General features: G+C 64.1%; 25 protein-coding genes, 1 tRNA gene and 1 riboswitch. Of the genes, 10 read left to right on the top strand and 16 right to left on the bottom strand.

Annotated elements, in window-relative coordinates:
* Nucleotides 1-52: 52 nt before the first annotated feature.
* A complete protein-coding gene (locus ACT6SE_RS07505) occupies nt 53-820 on the bottom strand; it encodes a sulfurtransferase (RefSeq protein ID WP_046429896.1) in 768 nt (255 codons plus the stop codon).
* A 307-nt stretch (nt 821-1,127) separates the two neighbouring features.
* The gene (locus ACT6SE_RS07500; RefSeq protein WP_032959288.1) at nt 1,128-1,493 is read right to left on the bottom strand and encodes a DUF6164 family protein; all 366 of its coding nucleotides are present in this window, start codon (nt 1,491-1,493) and stop codon (nt 1,128-1,130) included.
* 70 nt (nt 1,494-1,563) lie between these two features.
* Between ACT6SE_RS07500 and ACT6SE_RS07495 the strand changes: the two genes are divergently transcribed.
* Together ACT6SE_RS07495 and ACT6SE_RS07490 are read left to right on the top strand one after the other, a co-directional pair.
* Nucleotides 1,564-1,998 (top strand): FKBP-type peptidyl-prolyl cis-trans isomerase, encoded by a 435-nt coding sequence (locus ACT6SE_RS07495; protein WP_014646684.1) that lies wholly within the window; start codon nt 1,564-1,566, stop codon nt 1,996-1,998.
* Complete coding sequence (locus ACT6SE_RS07490; protein ID WP_046429894.1) at nt 1,985-3,232, top strand: TIGR03862 family flavoprotein; 1,248 nt, start codon at nt 1,985-1,987, stop codon at nt 3,230-3,232. Before ACT6SE_RS07495 ends, ACT6SE_RS07490 begins: the two co-directional genes overlap by 14 nt.
* A 92-nt stretch (nt 3,233-3,324) precedes the next feature.
* Here the strand turns inward: ACT6SE_RS07490 and ACT6SE_RS07485 are convergent, their stop codons facing one another.
* The 4 genes from ACT6SE_RS07485 to ACT6SE_RS07470 form a co-directional block, all read right to left on the bottom strand.
* Entirely contained in the window at nt 3,325-3,786 is a 462-nt protein-coding gene (locus tag ACT6SE_RS07485; RefSeq protein ID WP_046429893.1) for a GNAT family N-acetyltransferase, read from the bottom strand.
* Nucleotides 3,787-3,891: 105 nt separating this feature from the next.
* Nucleotides 3,892-5,514, bottom strand: coding sequence for an FMN-binding glutamate synthase family protein (locus ACT6SE_RS07480; protein WP_049442295.1), 1,623 nt, complete (start codon nt 5,512-5,514; stop codon nt 3,892-3,894).
* Nucleotides 5,515-5,569: 55 nt separating this feature from the next.
* Nucleotides 5,570-6,856, bottom strand: a complete 1,287-nt coding sequence (locus ACT6SE_RS07475) for a nucleotide sugar dehydrogenase (RefSeq protein ID WP_014646680.1) — start codon at nt 6,854-6,856, stop codon at nt 5,570-5,572.
* A gap of 134 nt (nt 6,857-6,990) precedes the next feature.
* On the bottom strand, nt 6,991-7,425 hold the full coding sequence (locus tag ACT6SE_RS07470; RefSeq protein ID WP_046429889.1) for a BLUF domain-containing protein: 435 nt from the start codon (nt 7,423-7,425) through the stop codon (nt 6,991-6,993).
* 131 nt (nt 7,426-7,556) lie between these two features.
* Between ACT6SE_RS07470 and ACT6SE_RS07465 the strand changes: the two genes are divergently transcribed.
* Nucleotides 7,557-7,643 (top strand) — tRNA-Leu (locus ACT6SE_RS07465).
* Nucleotides 7,644-7,664: 21 nt separating this feature from the next.
* On the opposite strand, the gene hemN is transcribed toward ACT6SE_RS07465, so the two are convergent.
* Together hemN and ACT6SE_RS07455 are read right to left on the bottom strand one after the other, a co-directional pair.
* Nucleotides 7,665-9,074 (bottom strand): oxygen-independent coproporphyrinogen III oxidase, encoded by a 1,410-nt coding sequence (hemN, locus tag ACT6SE_RS07460; RefSeq protein ID WP_444811163.1) that lies wholly within the window; start codon nt 9,072-9,074, stop codon nt 7,665-7,667.
* Nucleotides 9,075-9,118: 44 nt separating this feature from the next.
* The gene (locus ACT6SE_RS07455; protein WP_041863293.1) at nt 9,119-9,559 is read right to left on the bottom strand and encodes a group III truncated hemoglobin; all 441 of its coding nucleotides are present in this window, start codon (nt 9,557-9,559) and stop codon (nt 9,119-9,121) included.
* Between the two features lie 180 nt (nt 9,560-9,739).
* On the opposite strand from ACT6SE_RS07455, the gene ACT6SE_RS07450 reads away from it, so the two are divergent.
* The gene (locus tag ACT6SE_RS07450; protein ID WP_032959293.1) at nt 9,740-10,027 is read left to right on the top strand and encodes a hypothetical protein; all 288 of its coding nucleotides are present in this window, start codon (nt 9,740-9,742) and stop codon (nt 10,025-10,027) included.
* The gene (locus ACT6SE_RS07445; RefSeq protein WP_046429888.1) at nt 10,024-11,079 is read left to right on the top strand and encodes a 4Fe-4S dicluster domain-containing protein; all 1,056 of its coding nucleotides are present in this window, start codon (nt 10,024-10,026) and stop codon (nt 11,077-11,079) included. Before ACT6SE_RS07450 ends, ACT6SE_RS07445 begins: the two co-directional genes overlap by 4 nt.
* 9 nt (nt 11,080-11,088) lie before the next feature.
* Here the strand turns inward: ACT6SE_RS07445 and ACT6SE_RS07440 are convergent, their stop codons facing one another.
* A complete protein-coding gene (locus tag ACT6SE_RS07440; RefSeq protein WP_005416001.1) occupies nt 11,089-11,325 on the bottom strand; it encodes a hypothetical protein in 237 nt (78 codons plus the stop codon).
* Between the two features lie 359 nt (nt 11,326-11,684).
* Nucleotides 11,685-11,888 carry a hypothetical protein gene (locus ACT6SE_RS07435; protein WP_014646673.1) on the bottom strand — a complete coding sequence of 68 codons (204 nt, stop codon included), beginning with the start codon at nt 11,886-11,888 and terminating at the stop codon, nt 11,685-11,687.
* Between the two features lie 111 nt (nt 11,889-11,999).
* Between ACT6SE_RS07435 and ACT6SE_RS07430 the strand changes: the two genes are divergently transcribed.
* Together ACT6SE_RS07430 and crcB are read left to right on the top strand one after the other, a co-directional pair.
* Nucleotides 12,000-12,401, top strand: a complete 402-nt coding sequence (locus ACT6SE_RS07430; RefSeq protein ID WP_005415999.1) for a helix-turn-helix domain-containing protein — start codon at nt 12,000-12,002, stop codon at nt 12,399-12,401.
* 22 nt (nt 12,402-12,423) lie between these two features.
* Nucleotides 12,424-12,487, top strand: a riboswitch (Fluoride riboswitch).
* An 81-nt stretch (nt 12,488-12,568) separates the two neighbouring features.
* Nucleotides 12,569-12,961 carry a fluoride efflux transporter CrcB gene (gene crcB / locus ACT6SE_RS07425; protein ID WP_014646672.1) on the top strand — a complete coding sequence of 131 codons (393 nt, stop codon included), beginning with the start codon at nt 12,569-12,571 and terminating at the stop codon, nt 12,959-12,961.
* Nucleotides 12,962-12,964: 3 nt separating this feature from the next.
* On the opposite strand, the gene ACT6SE_RS07420 is transcribed toward crcB, so the two are convergent.
* Nucleotides 12,965-13,798 carry an AraC family transcriptional regulator gene (locus ACT6SE_RS07420; protein ID WP_014646671.1) on the bottom strand — a complete coding sequence of 278 codons (834 nt, stop codon included), beginning with the start codon at nt 13,796-13,798 and terminating at the stop codon, nt 12,965-12,967.
* Between the two features lie 141 nt (nt 13,799-13,939).
* A complete protein-coding gene (locus ACT6SE_RS07415; protein WP_014646670.1) occupies nt 13,940-14,458 on the bottom strand; it encodes an AAA family ATPase in 519 nt (172 codons plus the stop codon).
* Between the two features lie 260 nt (nt 14,459-14,718).
* Here ACT6SE_RS07415 and ACT6SE_RS07410 point away from each other — a divergent pair, with 260 nt between their 5' ends.
* Nucleotides 14,719-15,792: an alpha/beta hydrolase family protein gene (locus ACT6SE_RS07410; protein WP_046429887.1), complete on the top strand. Its 1,074-nt coding sequence runs from the start codon at nt 14,719-14,721 to the stop codon at nt 15,790-15,792.
* Nucleotides 15,793-15,967: 175 nt separating this feature from the next.
* Here ACT6SE_RS07410 and ACT6SE_RS07405 read toward each other — a convergent pair whose 3' ends face one another.
* Nucleotides 15,968-16,237 (bottom strand): hypothetical protein, encoded by a 270-nt coding sequence (locus ACT6SE_RS07405; protein ID WP_032959304.1) that lies wholly within the window; start codon nt 16,235-16,237, stop codon nt 15,968-15,970.
* A gap of 217 nt (nt 16,238-16,454) precedes the next feature.
* Nucleotides 16,455-17,369 carry an ADP-ribosylglycohydrolase family protein gene (locus ACT6SE_RS07400; RefSeq protein ID WP_049420092.1) on the bottom strand — a complete coding sequence of 305 codons (915 nt, stop codon included), beginning with the start codon at nt 17,367-17,369 and terminating at the stop codon, nt 16,455-16,457.
* A gap of 319 nt (nt 17,370-17,688) precedes the next feature.
* Here ACT6SE_RS07400 and ACT6SE_RS07395 point away from each other — a divergent pair, with 319 nt between their 5' ends.
* Nucleotides 17,689-19,296 carry an ATP-binding protein gene (locus ACT6SE_RS07395; protein ID WP_444811130.1) on the top strand — a complete coding sequence of 536 codons (1,608 nt, stop codon included), beginning with the start codon at nt 17,689-17,691 and terminating at the stop codon, nt 19,294-19,296.
* Nucleotides 19,297-19,303: 7 nt separating this feature from the next.
* Here ACT6SE_RS07395 and ACT6SE_RS07390 read toward each other — a convergent pair.
* A protein-coding gene (locus ACT6SE_RS07390) for an IS3-like element ISStma9 family transposase (RefSeq protein WP_087944428.1) occupies nt 19,304-20,445 on the bottom strand; the annotation gives its coding sequence in 2 pieces (ribosomal slippage) (nt 19,304-20,208 and nt 20,208-20,445; 1,143 coding nt in all).
* A gap of 96 nt (nt 20,446-20,541) precedes the next feature.
* Between ACT6SE_RS07390 and ACT6SE_RS07385 the strand changes: the two genes are divergently transcribed.
* Nucleotides 20,542-20,817 carry a hypothetical protein gene (locus tag ACT6SE_RS07385; protein ID WP_026346911.1) on the top strand — a complete coding sequence of 92 codons (276 nt, stop codon included), beginning with the start codon at nt 20,542-20,544 and terminating at the stop codon, nt 20,815-20,817.
* A gap of 843 nt (nt 20,818-21,660) precedes the next feature.
* On the opposite strand, the gene ACT6SE_RS07380 is transcribed toward ACT6SE_RS07385, so the two are convergent.
* Entirely contained in the window at nt 21,661-22,686 is a 1,026-nt protein-coding gene (locus tag ACT6SE_RS07380) for a hypothetical protein (RefSeq protein WP_444811129.1), read from the bottom strand.
* Nucleotides 22,687-22,820 lie beyond the last annotated feature (134 nt).

Genomic DNA, 22,820 nt, shown 5'->3' with positions numbered 1-22,820 from the left:
CTGTTGATCAACAAAAGGCAGCCGAGCATGGGCTCGGCTCTACAGAAGCGTGTCAGAACGCGCTGGGGCGCGGTTCCGGCAGCGGCTGGTCGACCATCGGCTTCAGTTCGGCATCCAGCGCCACGCGCTCGTCGAACACGAAACAGCGGCCTTCATAACCTTCGCCGCCCACCTCCTCGAAGTAGCCGAGGATGCCGCCATCGAGCTGCAGCACGTTGTCCATGCCATCGTTGGCCATCCACAGTGCGGCCTTCTCGCAGCGGATGCCGCCAGTGCAGAAACTGACCACGGTGCTGTCCTTCAGTGCCTCGCGATGCGGCGCCAGCGCCTCGGGCAGGTCGGTGAACTTGTGGATGGGCAGCACCAGCGCATCCTTGAACGTGCCGTACTCCACTTCCTGCAGGTTGCGGGTATCGAGCATCACCACCGGCTTGCCGGCGTCATCGTGGCCCTGCCGCAGCCAGCGCTGCACGGTGGCCGGATCGACCGCCGGTGCACGCGGATAGTCCAGCGGCTGGCCGTCATCGCGGCGGAAGCTGATGATCTCGTCCTTCACCTTGGCCTTCAGCCGCGCGAACGGCTGGTGCTCGCTCAGGCTGGTCTTGACCCGCATCCCGGCAAAACGCGCATCGGCATGCAGCGCGGCGTAGAAATCCTCGACCGCCTCCGGCTCACCGGCCAGGAACAGGTTCAGTCCCTCGCCCGCCACCAGGATCGTGCCCCGCAACCCGGCCGCCTGGGCACGCGCCAACAGCTGGTCGCACAGGGCCTGGGGGGCGTCGATGACGGCGAAATGGTAGGCAGCGGTGTTGGCGATCATCCTGCCATTTTAGCGCCTCCAGCCCGCACAGACAGATTCAGGGGGTCAGAGCCCTCTGCGCAGCAGAGGGATCCGACCCCAAGCCCGGCAGACACCCGGAATCTGTCAGAGGCGGGGCGGTGTGGGCAGGCGGGACCGTTGGCGCCATGGATGGCGCCATCGAGCCCCCAAGGATGGGTTTACGGCGTGTCCCGCCTGCCGACACCGCCCTGCCCGCCACGGATTGCCTGCCGTTGCTGTTGCTGTTGCTGTTGCCGGCCAACGGCCGGCACTACCGCGGGTGCCGGGTGCAACCCGGCCGCGCCCCCTACCCCCGCAACAGCATGAACGGCAGCAGCACCAGCGCCGCCGCAGCGGCCATGCCCAGCAGCACCAGCACCACGAACACCGGCCGCCGCCGGAACAGGCTGCCAAAGGTCTCCGCCGTGCCATCCCGCAACGCCTGCTCACGCTCGGCCCGCACGCGCACACCGCGCGCCGCCTGGTACCCGGCCATCAGCGCCTTCGCGCGCGGATGATCGGCGTCCTCGCGCAGCCACAGGCCACCGTTGGAAATGCCCCAGGGGCTGGGTTCGGTGCGGTACCAGGCGATGCCGTGCTGGTCGAGCAGCGTGCAGACATCGGCATATTCGTCGTCGCCGACATTGCGCAGATTGAGCAGGAGTTTTGCCATGCCGCCATGATACCCGGCGCCGATGCGCTACCCTTGCCGCCCTCGCCCTGCGCCCTTCTGGAGACGCCCGATGCGCCGCCTGCTGCTTCCCCTGCTGCTGTCCCTCGCCGCCGCTGGCTGCTCGAGCGAGCCCTCCGGTCCTCCGCCGGGCGGCACCCTGACCACCTTCGAGCGCATCGATACCGTCGCTGGCACCGGCACCGAAGCCGTTCCCGGCAGCAAGGTCACCGTGCACTACACCGGCTGGATCTACGACAACCGCACCGAAACCAAGCACGGCAAGACCTTCGACAGCTCCTTCAAGCACGGCCAGCCGTTCACCTTCGCGCTCGGCGCCGGCCAGGTCATCCGCGGCTGGGATGAGGGCGTGGCCGGCATGAAGGTCGGCGGCAAGCGCACGCTGATGATCCCGCCGGATTACGGCTACGGCGACCGCCGGGTCGGGCCGATTCCGGCCGGTTCGTCGCTGGTGTTCGATGTCGAGCTGCTCGATGTCAAGCCGTAATACCGCATTGCCCCATCGGGTCGCCGTCATCGGCGGTGGCCCGGCCGGCCTGTTCGCCGCCGAGCGCCTGCGCGCCGCGGGGCTGGACGTGGACCTGTACGAGGCCAAGGGCTCACCCGGCCGCAAGTTCCTGATCGCCGGCAAGGGCGGTCTCAACCTCACCCATTCCGATCCGCGGCCGCTGTTCGACAGCCGCTACCGCGAGCAATCCACGGCCGTGGGCCGCTGGCTGGATGGCTTCGACGCGCAGGCGCTGCGCGACTGGGCTGCCGGCCTTGGCGTGGAGACCTATGTCGGCAGCTCCGGCCGCGTGTTTCCGGTCGACCGCAAGGCTGCGCCGCTGCTGCGCGGCTGGGTGCGCCGACTGAAGGAACAGGGCGTGCGCCTGCATGCCAACCACCGCTGGATCGGCTGGGGCAACGACGGCGCGCTGCGCTTCGCCACCGAAGCCGGCGAGATCGATGTCCACGCCGATGCCAGCGTGTTGGCGATGGGTGGCGGCAGCTGGCCGCAGCTGGGCAGTGATGGCGCCTGGGTCGCCCCCTTGCAGGCACGAGGCGTGGACATTGCGCCGCTGCAATCGGCCAACTGCGGCTTCGACATCGACTGGACGCCGTTCTTCGCCCAGCGCAATGCAGGCGCACCGTTGAAGCCGGTGGTCGCGCACTGGCTCGACCTGGCCGGACAACCGCAGTCGCTGCAGGGCGAATGCGTAGCCAGCGAGTACGGCATCGAAGGCAGCCTGATCTACGCGTTGGCCGCAGACCTGCGCGAGACCATCAACCGTGATGGCCATGCCATGCTGTGGCTGGACCTGGTGCCGGGACGCGATGAAGCACGCCTGCTGGCTGATCTTTCGCGGCCGCGCAAGGGTCGCAGTTTTGGTGAGCATCTGCGCCGTCAGGCCGGACTGGATGCGGTGAAGGCCACCCTGGTGTTCGAGATCCTTGGCAAGGATGCGGGCCACGACCTGCCTGCCGTGGCTACCACGCTCAAGCGCCTGCCGTTGCGCCTTCTGCGTCCACGGCCGATGGCCGAGGTGATCAGCACTGCCGGCGGCGTGCGCCTGGATGCGCTGGATGATGGCCTGATGCTGCGGGCAGTACCCGGCGTGTTCTGTGCCGGCGAGATGCTGGACTGGGAGGCCCCCACGGGGGGCTACCTGCTGACGGCGTGCTATGCCAGTGGCCTGCGCGCCGCCGAGGGCGTGATCGGGTGGCTGGCTGGGCGGTGACACCCGCATTGTGGAGTTTAGCCATGCTCAACTGCCTTTGATTCAGGCGATGAAGCAGTCGAGCATGGCTCGACTCTACAATCCCCGGGCGCTCACCACGGCCTGCGCATGTTCACCGAAGCCAGCGCCACGCCGCTGGGATGCGGGTAGGCTTCCTCCCGCACGGCAATGAATCCCTGCCGTTGGTAGAACGGCACGGCGTTTAGCGAGGCTGACAGCACCACCTCGCGCTCACGATCGGCCATCGCCAGCAGACGCTGCATCAGCGCCTGGCCGATGCCCGTGCCGCCACGATCCGGATCGACGAACAGCGCATCGACTTCATTGGCGTCGGTATCAAACACGCCGAACCCGAGCAGGACACCCTGCCCGTCCTCGGCCACCACGCAGCCTCCCTGCCCCAGCAGCCGTGCGTACTGCGACGGCGGCGGCGAAGCAGACCACGGATCGATCACCTCCGCCGGGTAATGGCTGCTGCACGTCTCGCGAACGCAACGCGTGCGCAGTGCCCACAGCATGGCGACATCGTCGATGGTGCCGGTCCTGAACCGCATGACATCCCCCTGTAGGGCCGAGCCCATGCTCGGCTCGGCTGTTCTTCGTTCCAACATCGCGATGAGAGAAGCAGCCGAGCATGGGCTCGGCTCTACAGCAACACATTATCGCGACTTGCTGGCGCGCAGCGCCTGGATCTTCGGCGGCGGCTGGAACGAATCGCTGCGTGCATCGGCCCAGAATGCATGGAACACCGCATGATCCGGCACCTTGTGCAGCAGCTCGCCCGGTTCCAGGTAGCGGTACAGCGACGCCAGCGAGCGGATCTCGACAGGCGAAACACGACGCAGGATGTGCTCCGGCCCCAGTTCGGCCGGATCGTTCAGGCCGGCCGCACACAACAGCTCCTTCAGGGCGTGCAGCGTGTGCTCGTGGTAGCTGTACACGCGGGTGGCCTTGTCCGGTGCATCCAGGTGCTTCCAGCGCGCCGGGTCCTGGGTGGCGATGCCGGTCGGGCACTTGTCGGTATGGCAGCTCAGCGACTGGATGCAGCCCAGCGCGAACATGAAGCCACGGCCGGCATTGCACCAGTCGGCACCCAGCGCGATGGTGCGCGCGATGTCGAAGGCGCTGGTGATCTTGCCCGCCGCGCCGATGCGGATCCGCTCGCGAAGGTCCAGGCCGACCAGCGTGTTGTGCACCAGCAGCAGTGCTTCGTGCATCGGCACGCCGACATGGTCGACGAACTCCGCCGGTGCTGCGCCAGTACCGCCTTCGGCACCGTCGACCACGATGAAGTCCGGCAGCAGGCCGGTTTCCTGCATCGCCTTGGCAATGCCGAACCACTCCCACGGGTGGCCGATGGCCAGCTTGAAACCGACCGGCTTGCCGCCGGACAGTTCGCGCAGACGGGCGACGAACTGCAGCAGTTCGACCGGCGTCGAGAACGCCGAGTGACGCGACGGCGATACGCAGTCCACGCCCATCGGCACGCCACGGGTGACCGAGATCTCGGCGGTCACCTTTGGCGCCGGCAGCACGCCGCCATGACCGGGCTTGGCGCCCTGCGACAGCTTGATCTCGATCATCCTGACCTGATCATGGGTGGCGTTGGCGACGAAGCGCTCTTCACTGAAACCGCCCTTTTCGTCACGGCAACCGAAGTAGCCCGAGCCGATCTCCCACACCAGATCGCCGCCCATCTCGCGGTGGTACGGCGAAATCGAACCTTCGCCGGTATCGTGGTAGAAGCCACCGCGCCGCGCGCCTTCGTTCAGTGCGCGGATCGCGTTGGCCGACAGCGAGCCAAAGCTCATCGCCGAAATATTGAACACGCTCGCCGAATACGGCTTTGCACAATTGGCGCCGATCAGCACGCGGAAATCGTGCTTGGCGATGGCGGTCGGCGCCAGCGAGTGGTTGATCCACTCGTAATCCACCGCGTAGGTGCTGCGCAGGGTGCCGAACGGCACCGTGTCCATCTCGTTCTTGGCCCGCTGGTAGATCAGTGCACGCTGCTGGCGCGAGAACGGCACGTCCTCCAGGTCGCTCTGCACGAAGTACTGGCGGATTTCCGGACCGATCGATTCCAGGCCGTAGCGGAAGTGCGCCATCACCGGATAGTTGCGGCGCAGCGTGCTGCGCTTCTGCAGCAGGTCCCAGGTCCCCAGTGCCACCATCGCGGCGGTCAGGCCGACGCCCCAGTACCAGGCCGGCCAGATCGTGGCCAACCACAGGCAGATGGGGAACATCAGGATGGCGAGCAGGTAGACGATATACCGGTGCATGGCGTTCCTTGGTTGCAACTGCCTGCGAGTCTACCGTGCTGCCCGCCGCCCGGGTTTACAGGCGATCGTCAACCACGTTGCGTGGCCAGGCCGATTTGACGTCGTAGACCAGGCCGCCCGGCGCCAGCAGCGACCGGATACCCGCCTCATCCATCGCCTTGAAGCGGGCATGGGCAACCGCCAGCACCACCGCGTCATAGGCCCCTGCCACGGGTTCGGCCAGCCACTGCACGCCCTCATCGGCCAATGCCGCCGGGCCGACCCAGGGATCACTGACCTCGACCTGAGCGCCGGCATCACGCAGGCGCTGCGCCAGCTCCAGCGCGCGGCTGTTGCGCAGGTCCGGGCAATCCTCCTTGAAGGTCACACCGAGCACCAGGATGCGCGACTGCACTGGTTCACGGCCGCGTTCGGCCAGCATCGCCAGTACCCGCGACGCCACATGCTCACCGACGCGGTTGTTGACCTGCCGCGCCGTGTGGATCAGGTCCGGGTGGTAGCCCACGCTCTCGGACTTGTGCAGCAGGTAATACGGGTCCACGCCGATGCAATGGCCGCCGACCAGGCCCGGCCGGAATGGCAGGAAGTTCCACTTGCTGCCGGCGGCATCGAGCACATCCTGGGTATCGATGCCCAGCCTGTCGAAGATCAGCGCCAACTCATTGACCAGCGCGATGTTCACATCGCGCTGGATGTTCTCGACCACCTTGGCCGCCTCGGCCACGCGCATCGATGGCGCGGGGAACGTGCCGGCGGCAATGATGCGCTGGTACAGGCCATCGATCACCGCAGCCACTTCCGCTGTCGACCCCGAGGTGATCTTGCGGATGTCGGCCAGGCGCCGCTGGCGGTCACCGGGACTGACCCGCTCCGGGCTGTAGCCGCAGTAGAAGTCTTCGTTGAAGCGCAGGCCCGAGCCTTCTTCCAGCAGCGGCACGCAGACTTCTTCAGTGGTGCCGGGGTACACCGTGGATTCGTAGATCACCAGGTCACCCGCGCGCAGATGGCTGGCGATCAGCCGCGTCGCCGAACGCAACGGCTCCAGATCGGGCTGCTCATAGGCATCGATCGGCGTCGGCACGGTGACGATGTAGACGTTGCATGCATCAAGCAAGGCCGGATCGCTGCCGTACTGCAGCTGCCGAGCACTGGCCAGCTCGTCGGCCTCCACCTCCAGCGTATGGTCCTGGCCATCGCGCAGCTCGGCGATGCGATCGGCATCGATGTCGAAGCCCAGCGTCGGCCAGTGCCGACCGAAGGCCACCGCCAACGGCAGGCCGACGTAGCCCAGGCCGATCACCGCAAAACGCGGGGTCTCCGCTGCCGCAAGGGACGCGCTCACTGGCATGTCCCGCGCAACGGCATGCATGCCGCCATGGATTCGGCCGACCTGCTCATTCGCTGCACCACTCCGTGTAATTCCACGCCAGAAAGGCGACAGCGTAACGGCCCGGGCGCCTGCCCGCCAAGATGGGATCAGGAGCCCAGTGCGACCGCGGCCGGTTCCAGTTCGCCATCGGCGCCGGTCCAGGCCTGCCGCAGGCGCTCGAAGCCACCGCTGCCAAGCAGGAAGCCCGGCCACGCCGATTCAACGATCTGTGCCAGCAGCTCCGCATCAATGCGCCGGGTTCCCATCGACCAGCGCGGAAACGCCCGCTGCGCCACCGGCGCGCGGCACAGCACCTTCAGCTGGCCGTGGCTGCGCGCATTGACGATGCGCTGGTACACCGAATCGATACCGTCCTCCGGGCCTTCCAGGTACTGCAGGAAACGGCTGCCATCGAACATCAGCACACCGGTGACACCGGCTACACGGTTGAATGCCGTGGCATCGGCCAGCAGGCGGTCAAGATCGGTTGTCTGCAGATCGGCGCGGGCCTCACTGGAATAGGCAATCGCGTGCAGCGACATCGTGCGGCTCCCCCCCTGGGAACGATGGTTGGGACTATGACATGAATGGGAGCGACAGTTAAACACGCTGCCGCTCCACGGCAATCCGGCTGCGATTCTGCAGCTGGGCTACAATCGGCGCCGCGCTGCAGGCCCGGATGGCGAAACTGGTAGACGCATCGGACTTAAAATCCGCCGGGGGCAACCCCATGCCGGTTCGATTCCGGCTCCGGGCACCAACCGCGCTGCGCGAGTACACCTTAGATTGCACGCGAGTAACGCGGCTGTTCATGCGCCGCGCGCAGGTAGGGGTCGAAACACATCGCCAGCAGCCGCAGCAGCGGCCGACCCGGCTCGCTGGCGCGCACTACACCGTCGCGGTATTCGGCCAGGCCGTCTTCCTGCAACCGCTGCACCGAACGCAGGTCCTCGGCGAAGTACTGCTCGAAATCGACGCCATGGCGCTGGCCCAGCACGGCACCGTCCACCTCGCCCTGGCACATCAGCTGCTGGATGAGTTCAGCGCGCAGCTGGTCGTCGGCGCTCAGTGCCACGCCGCGCCAGACCGGCAGCTGGCCCTGGTCCACCGCGTCCTCCCACGACGGCAGGTCGCGCGGATTCTGGCTGTAGGTGGCACCGATATGACTGATCGCACTCACGCCCAGGCCGAGCAGGTCGGTATCGGCGTGGGTGGTATAGCCCATGAAGTTGCGATGCAGCTGGCCGGCACGCTGCGCGCGCGACAGGTCCTCTTCCGGCAGTGCGAAATGGTCCATGCCGATGTACTGGTAACCCGCAGCAGAGAGCTTCTCCACCGCCAGGCCCAGCAGCGCCAGCTTGTCTTCCGGTGAAGGCAACCGGCGCTCGTCGATCTGCTTCTGCGCGCGGAACAGGTGTGGCAGGTGTGCGTAGCCATACACCGCCAGGCGATCCGGTCGCAATGCCAGCACTCGTTCCAGGGTGCGGCCGAATCCCTGCAGGCTCTGTCCAGGCAGCCCATAGATCAGGTCGACGTTGACAGAGCGCATGCCGCTGTCGCGGCAGGCATGCAGGATGTCCAGCGTCTGCTGCACGCCCTGTATGCGGTTGATCGATTCCTGCACATGCGGATCGAAATCCTGCACGCCCAGGCTGGCCCGGTTGAAGCCCAGCCGCGCCAGCATGGCGACATCGCGGGTATCGATGAAGCGCGGATCGAGTTCGATCGAGAAATCGCGCTGCGGCGAATCGCTGAAATCGAAGCGCCGGCGCAGCCCCTCCACCAGCGTGGTCATCGCCTCGGCCTCGAGGAAGTTCGGCGTACCACCGCCCAGATGCAGCTGGATGACCTCACGGCCGTCCTCGAACTGCGGCGCCAGCAGGTCGGCCTCGGCCAGCACGCGCGCGACGTAGCTGTGGCCCCGACCGCGGTCGCGGGTGATCACCCGGTTGCAGCCGCAGTAGAAGCAGGGGCTGGAGCAGAACGGCACATGCACGTACAGCGACAGCGCGCGCGCCAGCTGGTTGCTGTCGGCGATCGCCTGGCGCAGCGCCGGCGCGTCGAAGCCATCGTGGAAGTGCGGCGCGGTCGGATACGAGGTGTAGCGCGGCCCCGGCCGGTCATGCCGGCGCAGCAGGTCGGGGGCGAAGGTCCAGGCCAGGCCACCGGCGGCGGGAGAGAACGTGTCCATGCCGCCAGCATCGCGCCGGACGGCCATGACCGCCTTGACCCAGATCAATCGCGGGTGGGGATTCCCAGCACCGGCAGACCCACCTGCGGCCAGCGCAGCATCTGGTAGCGCTTCCAGAAGGTGTCACCGATGCGCGCGGCGACGTCGTTGGCCAGCTCCTGCATCGGCGGGTTGCCGCACTCGGCGGTGGTGATCCGGAACAGCACCAGCCAGCGATCGAACAAGTCCTTGTCCAGCTCGATGGCCATGTGCTTGGACATCGGCGAGCCCTTGAAGCGGCGCGTGCCGCGCAGCATCGCCGACCAGAAATCGACCAGCTGCGCCAGATGTTCCGGCCAGTCGTGGACATGCGCCTGGAACACCGGCCCCAACCGCTCTTCCTCGCGCACGCGCGCATAGAAGTCGTGGACCAGGCGGGTCACTTCCTGCTCGGTGCACAGCCCGGGCGAGGCGACGGGCAGGACAGGTGGCGGTATTGCGTTCATCGGGGGTACCCACAGCGTGCCGGCAGTGTGCCGCAGCCGGCCGGCACCGCCGTTGATCCAGATCAATGTCGGCGCAGTCCGCTGCACCTAGGCTGCCACGATTGCAGGAAGCATGCCCTGCGGATGCTGCGCCGGCCTCGGCGGAGTATACGCGCCGCCCTCATTCCGATCCGGGACAGCATGAACAGACCCTCTCCCAGCCGCCGCCAGCAGCTGATCCAGCACTGGGGCGCCATCCTCTGGCCCAGCTTCATCGCTGCCGGCCTGGCCAGCGTGGTGTTCTTCGCCTTCGTCGACCCGCTGCGGTTGCAGGCGATCAGCTTCCCGGGCACGGCGATCAGCCGTGAACTGGGCTATACGGCAGGATTCTTCATGTTCTGGTCGGTGACCGCACTTTCCAGCGCAGTCACCTGGTACCTGCAGCGGCCCCTGCCGAGCGATGACGACGACGAGCTGCCGCTGGGATGAGTACGCCCTGTACCGGAACCGGAACCCCACGCCCCTGGCGTTGGCGCGGCGCGCTCAGCGCGCTCTTGCTGGTCCTGTTCTATGCCCTGCCATGGCTGCGCTGGAATGGACACCAGGCCCTGCTGCTGGACATCAACGCACGGCGCTTCGACCTGTTCGGCTGGACGTTGTGGCCCGGCGATGTCGGCGTGCTGATCGGGTTGCTGGCGGTGCTGGCGGTGGGCCTTGCGCTACTCACCCACCTCGCCGGCCGCATCTGGTGCGGTCATGCCTGCCCGCAGACGCTGTGGCGTCGTGCCTTCGACTGGATCGCGCACGGCATGGCCAAGGTCTTGCCAGTGCCAGCCGTGCGCCCGGCCACCCAGGTCGCGTGGGGGCTGCTGTCGCTGTGGACTGGCATCACCTTCGTCGGCCTGTTCAGCCCGATCGCCGGACTGCTGGCCGCCGCTCCGAATGCCGGCTGGAGCGGCTGGGAAACATTCTGGGTGCTGTTCTATGCCGCCGCCACCTGGGGCAATGCCGGCTTCCTGCGCGAGCAGGTGTGCCGTTCGCTGTGCCCGTTCGCGCGCATGCAACCACTGCTGATCGATCCACATACACCACGCATGCTGTACGACGCGCGCCGCGGCGAACCGCGCGGCATGCGCCCTCCGGGCATGGGGGGCGTGCTCGGACGCGGCCGCGGCCTGCTCGACCCGACCACCGCACAGGACTACGTGTTCCGCGCCGCACATCCGCTGCTGGCCGGACCGATGCCCACCTTCAGCGCCGATCGCCTGGGCGACTGCACCGACTGCACCGCGTGTGTCAGCGCCTGCCCGATGCAGCTGGACATCCGCCAGGGACCGCAGGCCGATTGCCTGGCCTGCGGCGCCTGCCTGGACGCCTGCTCGCGGCAGCAGCACCAGGCCGGTTTCGGCCCGGGGCTGGTGCGCTACTGCAGTCCGCAGGCCATGGCCGGGCAACCGCGGCAATGGTGGCGACCGCGGACCCTGGCACTGCTGTCAATGCTGCTGGCGCTGTTGGCCTGTGGCGCCTGGCGCCTGCTTTGAATCAACGGGTCAACGCGGCCCGTTGGCGTGCGGCGGCACCAGCTGCGCACGTCGGACGATGCCGAGCTGTTCGATGATCAGCGCCATTTCATTGGTGACTTCGGTACGCTCGGTCCCCTGCGGGACCAGGCGGTCCAGCACCTGCTGGTAGGTATCCCAGAACGCCGGACCGCATCCGTGTTTGTGATAACTGGCTTCCAGTTCGCGGCGTACCCGTTCAGCCAAGCCATGCATGCCGTATTCCATACGACCTCCGTTGGACTTGTTCTGCATCGTTGACGGTCTACCGACTCACTTGCGAGCTACTGAAAGACTCCCGGGCTTCACGCCCGGTTGATGCCAATTAGTCATAGATTTCACGACAGGTCAATTACATGCAGCGACTTTCGTGATCGAAATTATTAATCGTTCACGAAACCACATACGGGATGACAGGCTTCCCGGATGGGCCGGAGCCGACAACCTACCCGATTCCTCCAGCCTCTGCCCTGGTAGGCCTCATCGATAGCCCGACCCCGTTCCATCGAAGTTTCCTATGTTGCTAAGCATACTTAGCAAATGGCACTTAGAGTGCTATATGCGACAAAAGGCGGCGCAGTTGAGGCTTATTCGCCCTGCGTGGCTTCAGTTGCCGGGAACAGGTTGGGATAGCGCTGATGCAGGATGTATTGGCGTAACGCAGGAATCGGGAAATCCTTGGGCCATTGCGACACTGCAGATCGGCTTATGCCAAAGAAGCGCGCCAGTTCGGCATCGGTGCGGAAACCCAGCCGGGTGCGCACCTGCCCCTTGCTCCAGAATTCGGTCACGGTCGGTCCTTCTGTTAACCAGACTTATTCTTGGAACAAGGGATCTTTGCGATCCACGCGTTAAGCTGGCTTGCATAGATGAATACTCTCGGCCAACGACTCGCCATTGCCATGAAGAAAGCCGGGCACCCTCGCCCGGCCGATCTGGCCCGCGCCGCCGATTCGACGACGGCAACCATCAGCAACTGGCTCAACGACCACGTCAGCCCCGCCCATGTGAAGGCCGAACAGCTGTTCCGCATCGCCGATGCGGCCAAGCTGGATGCGCGCGAACTGCTGTATGGCGTGAGCGGGCTAGGCGTCGGTGAGCGGGGCAATACCTATATCCCCAGCCAGGCCCACCTGGATGTCTGGCAGGACGCCTACGAACTGGTCAGCCATCTGGTGGAAGAGAAGGGCCTGGAGATCGACCACCGCCGCCACGCGGCCCTGGACCTGCTGGCCTTCGAACTGCTGATGGACGGCTTCAGCCGCAGCAAGGTCATCCGGGTGCTGACGACCTCGATGACGTGAATGCACTACCGCTGGTAGCATGGTCGCCGATGGGGATGGGGCTCCCCCGATAACCGCCTGAAAGGGCTGATGGCTCCTGCCAGGACGAACCGGCGTTCGTCGATGGCAGGCCGTGCCTGCCCTCGGCGTTCGCCATCGAATCAGCGAACCCGTACCCGAGGCACGTGATGCACGCATTGAACAACTACTTGCTGGTCTTCATCGGCGGCGGGCTCGGCGCCTGCCTTCGCCATGCCTGCAACCTGATCGGTACGCGGGTGGCAGTCGGCAGCCCGTGGCCATGGTCGACCTTCCTGATCAACATCAGCGGCGCGCTGCTGATGGGCGTGCTGGTCGAAGCCTTCGCCCTGCGCAATGGCGCCTCGCCGCAGCTGCGCCTGCTGCTGGCCACCGGCGTTCTCGGCGGCTACACCACGTTCTCCACCTATGCGCTGGAAATCGGCGTGCTGCTGCAGCGCGGCCAGCACGGCCTGGCAGCGTTGTACGCCGGCGGTTCGGTGGCACTGGGCCTGGTCGGCCTGTTCGGTGGCATGAAACTGGCCCGGCTGGTGCTGGGCTGAAGCTCAGGCCGCGCCGGCGCGGGCCTGCCCACGCCACTCGCGCGGCGACTGCCCGGTGTGCGCCTTGAATGCGCGCGACAGCGCGGCTTCGCTGCCGTACCCCACATCGTCGGCAATCCGCTTGAGCGGTCTGCCCTGGCGCAGTGCCTGCTGCGCCAGGCCCACCCGCCAGCCCTGCAGGTATTGACCGGGCGTGGTGCCCATCGCCTCACGGAAACTGGCAGCAAACACGCTGCGTGACATGCCGGCGACCTCGGCCAGGTCTTCCAGGGTCCAGGACTGTGCGGGCGCTTCATGCATCGCCACCAGCGCCAGCCGCAGCCGCGGATGACCCAGCCCGGCAAACAGGCCACCACGCATTTCGCCACCTTCCATCAGCTGCCGCAACACCTGGATCATCACCACCTCGAACAGCCGGTTGACCATCGCCGCACGCCCGCAGCGCTGCTCGAAGGCTTCCTCGAACAGCAGTTCCAGCGCTGCGTTGCCGCCGTACAGATCGGCCAGCGGCAGGCAGATGAAATCGGGCAATGCGGCGCTGATCGGGTTGAGCCGTCCGCCCTCGAAATGCAGGTTGGCGCAGGCCATGTCGGCGCCGTGCTGCGGATCGGTGCTGAACCGATGCGGCATCGGCCGCGGGTACAGCAGCAGGCTCGGCACCTCGACCTGCACGGTCTGCTGGCCGTGGCTGACCTGCAGCGGGCCACGTCGCACCAGGTGCAACTGCCCGGCTTCATCCTCGCCCTCCAGCGTGTTGATGCCGCACAGCGCGCCGGCATGGAACACCGAGGCGGTGACCGAAAAACGTTCCAGCAGAATGGCGAGACGGTCGACCATGACGGGACTCCGGATCAAGCGAGACTAACTCAATGTGACAGATCGTATCGGAATCGGCGGTTGAGGGGGCGGCACTGGCTGAGTGATCCGTCTCGAATTCATGCAGCTGCGCCAGCATGACGACGGCCGCCTGGTGCTGCGCTACGCCGGGCCTGCCTCGGTATAGCGCATCACCACGAAGCGCTCTTCCGCGGCCGGTGCAACGAAGTGGCGGGTGATACGTTCGAACTCCTCGTCGCTGGCCTGGAACGGATGTTCGCCGAGAGCATTGCGCGCGCGCAGCCGCGCCTTGCAGACCTCATCGGCAATGTCGAGGAAATGCAGTTGATGTGCAGCGCCAACCGGCGAGAACACTTCACGTGCCCACGCGCGGCTGGCTGGCGTATTGAATGGAAAATCGAGCACCACCGAAACACCGGCCTGCAGCAATGCGCGCAGATGATCGGCCAGCACATTGCGCAACGTGGCTGCACGCTGCAGATAGTCGGCAATGGAATGGATTTCGCCCGGATACAGCGCCGCCAGCCAAGTGTCCTCACTGATCAATACGTGGCGCGGCTTCAACGCCAGCTGCTGCGACAGGGTGGATTTGCCGGCACCGATCTTGCCGCACACCAGGTGCAGGGTCGGCGCAGCGTCGTTCGATGAAAGGTCGTGCATCTGCATTCTCCTTGGTGGATTCATTACCCGGGAGAGCGCTGCATGCAACCCGCCTTCCCGGGCAGGTTGCTTGGCCGAGATGACCGCGCGCTACCCCGCCTTCCCGTGGGGAATGCGGATAATCGACGCGATGCTGTGCAGGGCCATGCCGCCAGCGTAGAGCGCAGCACCGCCGACCGGCAATGCCCTGCGGCACTGCAGCGCGCGCAAGGTTGTGCAGGGATCTATGCTCGGCGCCATTCCCGCATGGAATGACCCCGATGCGACCCTTGTTTCGATGTGCGCTTGCCCTCTGCCTGCTGCCTTGGATGACATCGCTGGCTGCACCACCGCCGGCACCGCGCACGCTCAGCGGCGAGCTGCAGGGCGCACCGTGGCGGCTGGATGTACCGGCCAGCTGGAACGGCGACCTGGTGATGCTGGCCCATGGCTATGAACCGGTCGGCATACCACGCACCGCACCCATGGCGGCCAATGACAGCACCGCGCCACTGCTGGCAGCAGGTTACGCCGTCGCGCAGAGCGCCTATGCCAGCCAGGGCTGGGCGGTGGCCGATGCGATCACCGATACAGAACGCCTGCGCCAGCAGGCAGTGGGTGAACTCAAGCATGTCCGCCACACCTGGATGCTGGGATTCTCGATGGGCGGCGCCGTGACCATCGGCAGCCTCGAGCGCTTCCCGCAGCACTACGCAGGTGGCGTGTCGCTGTGCGGCGCCAATCTCGGCGGCGAACAGATCGCGACCGATCTGCTGACCACGCTGGTCGCATTCGATTACTTCTTCCCCAAGGCCGATGGGCTGCCGGCCGCCGGCCTGGTAGCGCGCGAAGCCGCCGCGCTGCCACAGGGCGAGTTGTACCAGGGCATCGCCAATGCCCTGCAACGTGATCCGTCGCACGCCGCAGTGCTGGCGCGGCGGCTGCAGGTGTCCCCTGATGCACTGGCCGGCACCATCAGCCTGCACGCGCTGGTGCTGCACGAACTGGCCACGCGCAGCGGCGGCATGCCGGTCGGCAACCTGGGGGTGGTGTACAGCGGATTCGGTGACGACGCCGCATTCAATGCCGGCGTTCAGCGCATCGATCCCGTGCCTGCGGCACAGGCGCATGTCCGCGACACGCTGGCAATGACCGGCGCACTGAAGCGACCGCTGGTGATCCAGTTCAACCACAACGACCCGACCATCGTGCCGCACATGCAGACGGTGTATCCGCAATTGGCCGTACGGGCTGGCGCACGCCCCCTGCCACGCGTGTTGCCGCCGGTGGGCGAAGGACACTGTGGTTTTTCTGGGGCACAGGTGGTCGACGCCTTGAAGGCCGTGCAACGCTGAGTCCATCGCGTGCCGCAACGCATCACCACCGTGCCGGAAGGGGCTGCTCGGGTGGCATGTGTCGTTCAGCCGCCAAGGCCTCGGCCTGACCGGCATGGTGCTGCACGATGCACGCCGCCCGATCGGCATGCAGGGCCAGGCGCTGACCGTGCGAGCGCAACCATGACGGGCCCAGTCAGCCGCCCAGCGTGCCCATCGTGAAGGTGTAGCCCGAGCTCATCAGGAATTCGCGCATGCGCATTTCCGCGCGCCGCGGTGAGGCCAGGCTGGCCGGCGCATACAGCGCATACACCAGGCCCGATCCCTCGATATGCTCGCGGCGGACCTCGCAGCGGGCGGTTTCCGAGGCAATCACCCATCCGTCCTTCAGCCGCTCCGGCCCGATGGATTGCCCGTTCTTCAACCGAAAGGTCAGCCAACGCACATCTGCCATGACTTTGCTCATTTCCGTTTCGCTCCGTGGCTGAAGCGACGCGTGATGTCCTTGCTCGACATTGCGGCTCCCTGAGACGTGGAACCCGACCATAGCGCCTTTCCATGTCGTGGCCGGCTGAGACTGGCGGCCGCGGCATGCGAGCTGCCGCACGGGTTCCCTCGCGGCGTCGGAAATGGCGCCGGCAGGGAGCGTCCTGCCGGCGCAGTTCACAGGCAGGGAACCCGACTCACGCAGCGCGGTCGCTGCCCTGGTTCAAGGCGTGCAGCGCATTGGCCAGCGCCTGGATTTCGGCACGCAGGGCCAGCCGCTGCAACCACCGCCCGGGGATTCCGCGCGCACCATGGAATGCGCCCGCCAGCTGCCCCGCGATGGCGGCCGTGGTGTCGGCGTCCTCGCCAAGATTGGCCGCCTCGAGTACGACGGCTTCAAAGGTGTCGTGGCGATCAAAGCACCAGAGTGCAGCTTCGACACTGTCGACAACATAGCCATTGCCACGGATCTGCTCACGCGCGGCACCGCGGTAGCCGCCCGCCGCGATCTGCTGCAGCCGCGCGCTCTCGACGGGGACATTGCTGAGATCCAGCACCGCGTCACGGGTGCCACCTGCCAACGCCCGCTCCAGCGCGACCGCCAGCAAGCGGCACGCCTCCAGGCACTCCTGCGCAGCGTGCGTCGTTCGCGAACTCAGCTCGGCCATTGCCTGCAGGTCGGGGGTCCCGGCGTAGCGCAATGCCACCGGCGCCAAACGCATGATCGAGCCATTGCCAGCGCTGCGTGGGTCGTCACTACCCGCCAGCGGATGGCCATCCTGCAGGAACCGGTCGATCGCAGCCCGCGTTGCCATACCGATATCGAAGCACTCGCCGGTCGCACTCCAGTACCCATGCCGGTACCAGTTGGCGTAGCGGTTCATCTGATCGTGCACATCGAAGGTGTCACAACGCACCAGGCTCTCGGCCAGGCACATCGCCATGGAGGTATCGTCGGTCCATTGCCCCGGCTGCAGCTGGAACGGCCCACCACCCACCATGTCGGTGATCGGGGTGAAGCTGCCACGAGGCTTGAACTCCAGCGTGGTACCGACGGCATCGCCGCACGCGAGGCCGAGCAAGGCGCCGCGGAAGTGATCAATCTGGTTCATCAGACCAGTGTAGCGCCACCGGATCCGCCATGACTGGCCGCCAGGCCGCGCAACGATCGCGCAAGCGGGAAAGCAATCGTAGCCAACAAAAAAGCCCTGACCGGAGTCAGGGCTTTTCAATTGGAGGCCTCAAGCGGAATCGAACCGCTGTAAACGGATTTGCAATCCACAGACTTTCTTTGCAAATCAATCACCTAGGAAGCATTGACACCTGATGCGCCAATCCACGCATAGCAAGATTGCCCCTGCGATTGCGTTAAAGCCCTTCACTGTTAGGATGCTCGCCAAACGCCGCAGCCAATTCAGGGAAGGAGCCACCATGAACCAAGTACATAGTTCGGATCTACCGGCAGCCGCCACTCCGGGCGACGACGCGCCGCCAGTGACCTTGCCTGGAAAGCAAGTGGACCTTCCTCAAAAGTTCACCATGTCCATTCAAGGCGGCATGCTTGAAGCGCTCGGCATCAACATGTACACGACACTCGGTAAGTGTTTGGTGGAGTTCGTGGCAAACGCATATGACGCTGAATCACCTTCCGTGGATATTTCAATTCCAGTTGAAGCTATTGAAGCAGCTCGTACAGAAGTGAGAGATGCCGCGAAGGCCGCCGCAAAAGCGCAAGCTGAAGCGGCAGGAGAGAGCTATAAACCCAAGCGAGGCCAAGTTCTTCTACTAGCCTTGCCAGAGAGCATTAAAGTCTCTATTCGCGACACTGGCAACGGCATGAGCCCGGACCAGGTGCAGAACGCGTTCCTACCTGTTAATCGCAAGCGACGACTCAGCAAGTCCGGCGAAGAAGACAATCTAAAAACGGAGACTGGCAAGAGATTCGCCATGGGACGTAAAGGATTGGGAAAGCTCGCTGGTTTTGGCGCCGCTGAAGTTGTTCGTATCGAGACAAAACGGAAAGGACAAGACTTTTCTACAAGCTTTGTAATGAGATACGCCGATCTTGCCAACTCGCCGAATCTGCAAGAGGCCGTGCTTGTAGCGACGTACAACCACGACCAGCCTGTTGAGGCCTCTTTCACAGAAATTGAACTGTCCGGCCTTAAATGCGATGCCGTTCGCAACAGCGTTGATTCCATCAAGAATACAATCGCCGAGGCATTTTTTGGCATCCTTCCGGAAGACTTCACCATAAGAGTTAACGGCGAGATAATTGTTGCCGAGCAACCCGAGTACGATTTCGTACATCCCAACGGAAGCGACGTTAAAGATGGTTTTGCGTCAACCAGAATTGAGATAGACGATCTTACCGATCCACTTGAATTCAAGTACTCCGTGAAGTTCCGTAAGCCCGGCGCTCATCTTACCGCAGCCAAACGCGGCGCGCGGATCTACTGCAACAATCGACTGGCTGCCGGCCCGACGCTTCTCGATCTATCAACCGGCATGCACAATTTTCATGCACAATCCTATATGGAGTGCATTGTAATCGCGGATGAGCTGGACCGTTTCGGTGTCGACATCATTAATACAAACCGCACTCATCTTCGACAAGATAGCGAACTTGTCGAAAAGTTTCTAAAGACCATCACTTCGGCAATGGAAGCCGGAATTCGTGCCCATTCCGTTTACCGAGAGAAGAAGGCGCACGAAGAAATTCAGAAAAATGATTCCAGCCGAGCATTGGCGAAGGTAGCAGAACAGCTACCCAAGCGCACCAGGAAACCAATACAGTCGCTACTGCACAACCTGGCGGCGCGGTTCGGTGTTGAAAGCGACGAATTCAAGCATGTAGCCCCATTGGTCATTGGCGCTGCCAACGCAAGCGAAGTACTGATCAAGCTGGTTGAGGTAAAGGCTGATCCTCAGTCGATTGAGAACGTTGCCTCCCTTCTCCGTGAACTTGCGGAAATTGAGAAGAGCGATGCGCTTAAGTTGTATCGCGGGAGAAAGAATGAATCGCCCAGGGTTTTCTAGACAGTCGTCAGCCGTTTAGTGCGTACTGCTTCTCGAACTCTACCGGGGACAGCCCGTCGTTGGAACTGTGCCGCCGTTTTGGGTTGTAGAACATCTCGATGTACTGGAAGACGTCGGCCCGTGCCTCGTCGTGATTGCTGTAGATCCTCCGCTTAATACGCTCCCGCTTCAGTAGCTGGAAGAAGCTCTCCATCGCTGCGTTGTCATGGCAGTTTCCTCGTCGACTCATGCTGCACACGATGTCGTGCTCGCGCAGGAAGCTCTGCCAGTCTTCGCTGGTGAACTGGGTTCCCTGGTCGGAGTGAAGCAGAAGCCCGGGGCTTGGCTTGCGCCGCCACACTGCAGCCAATAGCGCCTGCAAAACCAGGTCCGTATGTTGAGTTGGTCGGGTTGCCCATCCAACGACCTGACGCGAAAACAGATCAAGCACTACCGCCAAGTACAGGAAGCCGTCGTACGTGCGGATGTAGGTGATGTCCGTGACCCACGCGCGATTTGGCTCACTGACTTTGAAGCCGCGAGCCAGAACGTTCTTGGCGACTGATCCAACAGGGCCGCTCAATGGGCGTGGTCGCCGACCGTAGCCGACCATTGCCCGCAGCCCCTCGCTCTTCATCAAGCGTGCCACGCGATGACGACTACACGTCTCGCCAAGCTCGCGCAGATCTGTGGTCACTTTGCGGTGGCCATACACAGAGCCGCTTTCCAGCCAGCTGTGCTTGATTAGGCCGAGCAACCGCTGATCGTCCTTGTCGCGAGCGCTTGCCGGCTCTTTTAGCCAGGCGTAGTAGCCACTGCGATGGACGCCAAGCATCCGACACATCGCCGCGAGGCCGAACTCATCTGCGTGTTGCTTCATGAAGGCGTACTTTGCTCTTACCCCTTTGCAAAGTACGCGGCGGCTTTTTTTAGGATGTCTCGCTCTTCAGTGACCCTGCGTAGCTCAGCCTTGAGGCGGCGCACTTCCGCGTTCTGGTCCTGCTCGACACGCCGGCCAACATCGCCTTTGCCTTGTTGCCGCTTCCAGCCGTAAAGACTATGGATCGACACGCCCAGTCGCTCGGCAACCTCCGCTACCGGACGGCCGTACTCAACGATCTGTCGGACCGCCTCGATCTTGAACTCATCGGTGTACCGCTTCGTGCTCATAACCACCTCCGCCTAAGCCATAGTTTATGGCTGCGAGGTGTCTACGGAACCCTGGGCGATTCATACACTGACCTTGGCGCATTCGAGGAAAATGCCATGAGCAGGGATACAAGCTTCGTTGATGTCGAACGAGAGATCATCTATTGGCGCGTGCACTTCGGCTCCGGTGCATTTCCTGGAGCCAGCTTCGGCCTAGATATTCAACCGATCATCAAAATCGCATGCGACATCTACACAAGAGATCCACATGGGAGCCGTGAAGCCTGGCTTGACGATCTAGTGAGGAGACTCAACATGCGATCACGCGACATGAGCAATGAGACCGCCGCCAGAGAATTTGCTTCTCGATGCTGGGACCACCTCCTCCACTGATGAAGGACCCGACTTCACTCACACTGCATTTCTCAAGCAAGAGCGCCCCAAGCCAAGCCGCCTGCGGGCAAATAGAACGATGATGGACGGCGCAGTTCTACGCCGCCCACTCAAGTTTTACGCTAATTGCTCCTACTTGCATTTTTGAGACTTCAGCCTTCTAGATCATGTTCCACTAGATTCGCGCACAGGCCTCACTGAACATCTTGAGCTGGATTTGCTGCTCGCAGGAAAGCAGCCTCAATGGAACGGTCGCTTCTGCGCCGAGCATGTACCCGTATCGCTTGAAGCCTTTCACTCCGATACTTGACCCGTATCCATATCGCTCGCAGCCCTTCAAGTTGGTGCTGGATGCGTACCTGTAGCCCTCGACGTCGTTCATACATAAATCACTCCATCGCGATGAACTCACCGCCAGACGATGGTGCGCCTTGGCACGTTACCGCCCCGCGACGCTTCACGAGAAAGATGAACCTATGACGTGGCTAGCTTGTGGTGAAGCCGACAATCCCGCCGCTCTCGCGAGGGCGACGGGGCCACGGCCAATGCCAGGTGCTGAGATCACCTGTGTTGCGGCACTGCCCGGATGCTTGCCGGCGTCCGGGCAGTGCCCTGTCTTGCTAGACGGTTACTTCGATGAGGGGCAAATTGGGGGCGGCCTCAACCAGGCGCCCACCCCGAACCCACACGTTGTAAGGAATGGGCAACTGGAGCTGACCAAAAGCCCGCATCTGCACTCCGTCATAAGTGGTCAGCGTGCTGGTTCCGTCACTGTTGTGGGCGGTGACTGTCGCCAGCAATCGCGGGCTGCTGGTCACCAGCTCGCCGAATTGATCCCACAGGTCAGTCCGCATCGGTGTAGTGCCTCTCGATAGTGGCGGTCTGTTCAATCACAACGGCCTGCTGGTCGATCACAACCTCGATGCGCAAGGACTCGCATTGGCCGTGCCAGGTGCCCTCAGCAGCGACGACCTCCACCAGATCCAGAGGCATGATGGCTCCCACTTCCCCTGCCTTCAGTGGCTTCGGAAAGAGGGGGACGGTCAGGTCCACGGCCGCCTGCTCACCGCGATCGCTCAGAACGTTGCGTCCTCGCTCAGCGCCTGCTGCAGCGACGCTGATCAGCGGGCTGCTTACCTGCTGGGCGTAGAGCTGCCCCGCCTCGCCAGCCTTACGCACCTTGCAAGTGACTCCTTTCCCCGGAATCTCGCCGGTCACCACGACGGCGTCGTACAGTGGCGCGCTCCGCATCTGCAAGCTCTCGGTCAGCACAATGTCCTCCTGCACGACATGCGCGGGCTGGGTCTCGCGCCAGAGCCACGGGCTGGTCGGGTAGCTCGCACGGACGTGAAGCGACAAATCCTGCGGATGGGACTGGACCACCGCCCCGCTCGCCTCTGCCAGCGCGCTAATCGCCTCTAGCGGCGTGCTGGCGTCATAGAACCAAGCACCACCAGGAACCGTCCAATCGACCGTCTGGTACTCGCTGGTAAATCCCGTATCAGCCAGCTCTTCAGCAACCAGTTGAGCCATGCTCCTGTCCTCGTTAGCGACTTTCACCCTTGCCGGCGCGTACGGAGCCGCGAGCAGAGCCGTTCGCGACCTGCCACTGAGCCGAACCCCGCCATCGGCGAACTCTCGCTGCTTCTGGAAACTCTCGATGATGCCGGTCCACACATGGCCGTTCAGGGATACCTCAAACTGGCGAGGGCCCGCCGCTGTTGGCTTCAGCAGAGGCAGGTGCGTTGGGTCGGCCAGCTCCACGTCGAAGGTCCACCCCCAAGCGCTCCTGCTAGCGCTGAGGGAGATCCTCGACACTTCGATAGGCGTCCGGTCAGGAAGACGGACGAACGAAACTTCATTGATCACGACATATGTCCTGCGTTGTGGGCGAACCACGTAGCACGCTGTGGTCCCAAGGTTGAGGGGGGCAAGACCGGGAACCCCGACCAGGGGGCAACCCAAGTTCAGCGAAACGGAATGACCTGGCGGGACGCCGGGCT

This window comes from Stenotrophomonas sp. LC732 (assembly GCF_052446685.1).
GTDB lineage: Bacteria > Pseudomonadota > Gammaproteobacteria > Xanthomonadales > Xanthomonadaceae > Stenotrophomonas > Stenotrophomonas muris.
The sequence above is the reverse complement of the archived record's forward strand: the minus strand, read 5'-3'. Positions and strand labels throughout refer to the sequence as shown.

Bases quoted from the DNA above. Each gene is read 5' to 3' on its own strand.
- ACT6SE_RS07445 (WP_046429888.1), top strand. From the start codon at position 10,024: ATGAGTACGCCCTGTACCGGAACCGGAACCCCACGCCCCTGGCGTTGG.
- ACT6SE_RS07470 (WP_046429889.1), bottom strand. From the start codon at position 7,425: ATGTCGCTGCACGCGATTGCCTATTCCAGTGAGGCCCGCGCCGATCTG.
- ACT6SE_RS07485 (WP_046429893.1), bottom strand. From the start codon at position 3,786: ATGCGGTTCAGGACCGGCACCATCGACGATGTCGCCATGCTGTGGGCA.
- ACT6SE_RS07450 (WP_032959293.1), top strand. From the start codon at position 9,740: ATGAACAGACCCTCTCCCAGCCGCCGCCAGCAGCTGATCCAGCACTGG.
- ACT6SE_RS07405 (WP_032959304.1), bottom strand. From the start codon at position 16,237: ATGAGCAAAGTCATGGCAGATGTGCGTTGGCTGACCTTTCGGTTGAAG.
- ACT6SE_RS07495 (WP_014646684.1), top strand. From the start codon at position 1,564: ATGCGCCGCCTGCTGCTTCCCCTGCTGCTGTCCCTCGCCGCCGCTGGC.
- ACT6SE_RS07410 (WP_046429887.1), top strand. From the start codon at position 14,719: ATGCGACCCTTGTTTCGATGTGCGCTTGCCCTCTGCCTGCTGCCTTGG.
- ACT6SE_RS07420 (WP_014646671.1), bottom strand. From the start codon at position 13,798: ATGGTCGACCGTCTCGCCATTCTGCTGGAACGTTTTTCGGTCACCGCC.
- ACT6SE_RS07440 (WP_005416001.1), bottom strand. From the start codon at position 11,325: ATGGAATACGGCATGCATGGCTTGGCTGAACGGGTACGCCGCGAACTG.
- ACT6SE_RS07400 (WP_049420092.1), bottom strand. From the start codon at position 17,369: ATGAACCAGATTGATCACTTCCGCGGCGCCTTGCTCGGCCTCGCGTGC.
- ACT6SE_RS07430 (WP_005415999.1), top strand. From the start codon at position 12,000: ATGAAGAAAGCCGGGCACCCTCGCCCGGCCGATCTGGCCCGCGCCGCC.
- ACT6SE_RS07490 (WP_046429894.1), top strand. From the start codon at position 1,985: ATGTCAAGCCGTAATACCGCATTGCCCCATCGGGTCGCCGTCATCGGC.
- ACT6SE_RS07480 (WP_049442295.1), bottom strand. From the start codon at position 5,514: ATGCACCGGTATATCGTCTACCTGCTCGCCATCCTGATGTTCCCCATC.
- hemN (WP_444811163.1), bottom strand. From the start codon at position 9,074: ATGGACACGTTCTCTCCCGCCGCCGGTGGCCTGGCCTGGACCTTCGCC.
- ACT6SE_RS07395 (WP_444811130.1), top strand. From the start codon at position 17,689: ATGAACCAAGTACATAGTTCGGATCTACCGGCAGCCGCCACTCCGGGC.
- ACT6SE_RS07385 (WP_026346911.1), top strand. From the start codon at position 20,542: ATGAGCAGGGATACAAGCTTCGTTGATGTCGAACGAGAGATCATCTAT.
- ACT6SE_RS07455 (WP_041863293.1), bottom strand. From the start codon at position 9,559: ATGAACGCAATACCGCCACCTGTCCTGCCCGTCGCCTCGCCCGGGCTG.
- ACT6SE_RS07500 (WP_032959288.1), bottom strand. From the start codon at position 1,493: ATGGCAAAACTCCTGCTCAATCTGCGCAATGTCGGCGACGACGAATAT.
- ACT6SE_RS07415 (WP_014646670.1), bottom strand. From the start codon at position 14,458: ATGCACGACCTTTCATCGAACGACGCTGCGCCGACCCTGCACCTGGTG.
- crcB (WP_014646672.1), top strand. From the start codon at position 12,569: ATGCACGCATTGAACAACTACTTGCTGGTCTTCATCGGCGGCGGGCTC.
- ACT6SE_RS07505 (WP_046429896.1), bottom strand. From the start codon at position 820: ATGATCGCCAACACCGCTGCCTACCATTTCGCCGTCATCGACGCCCCC.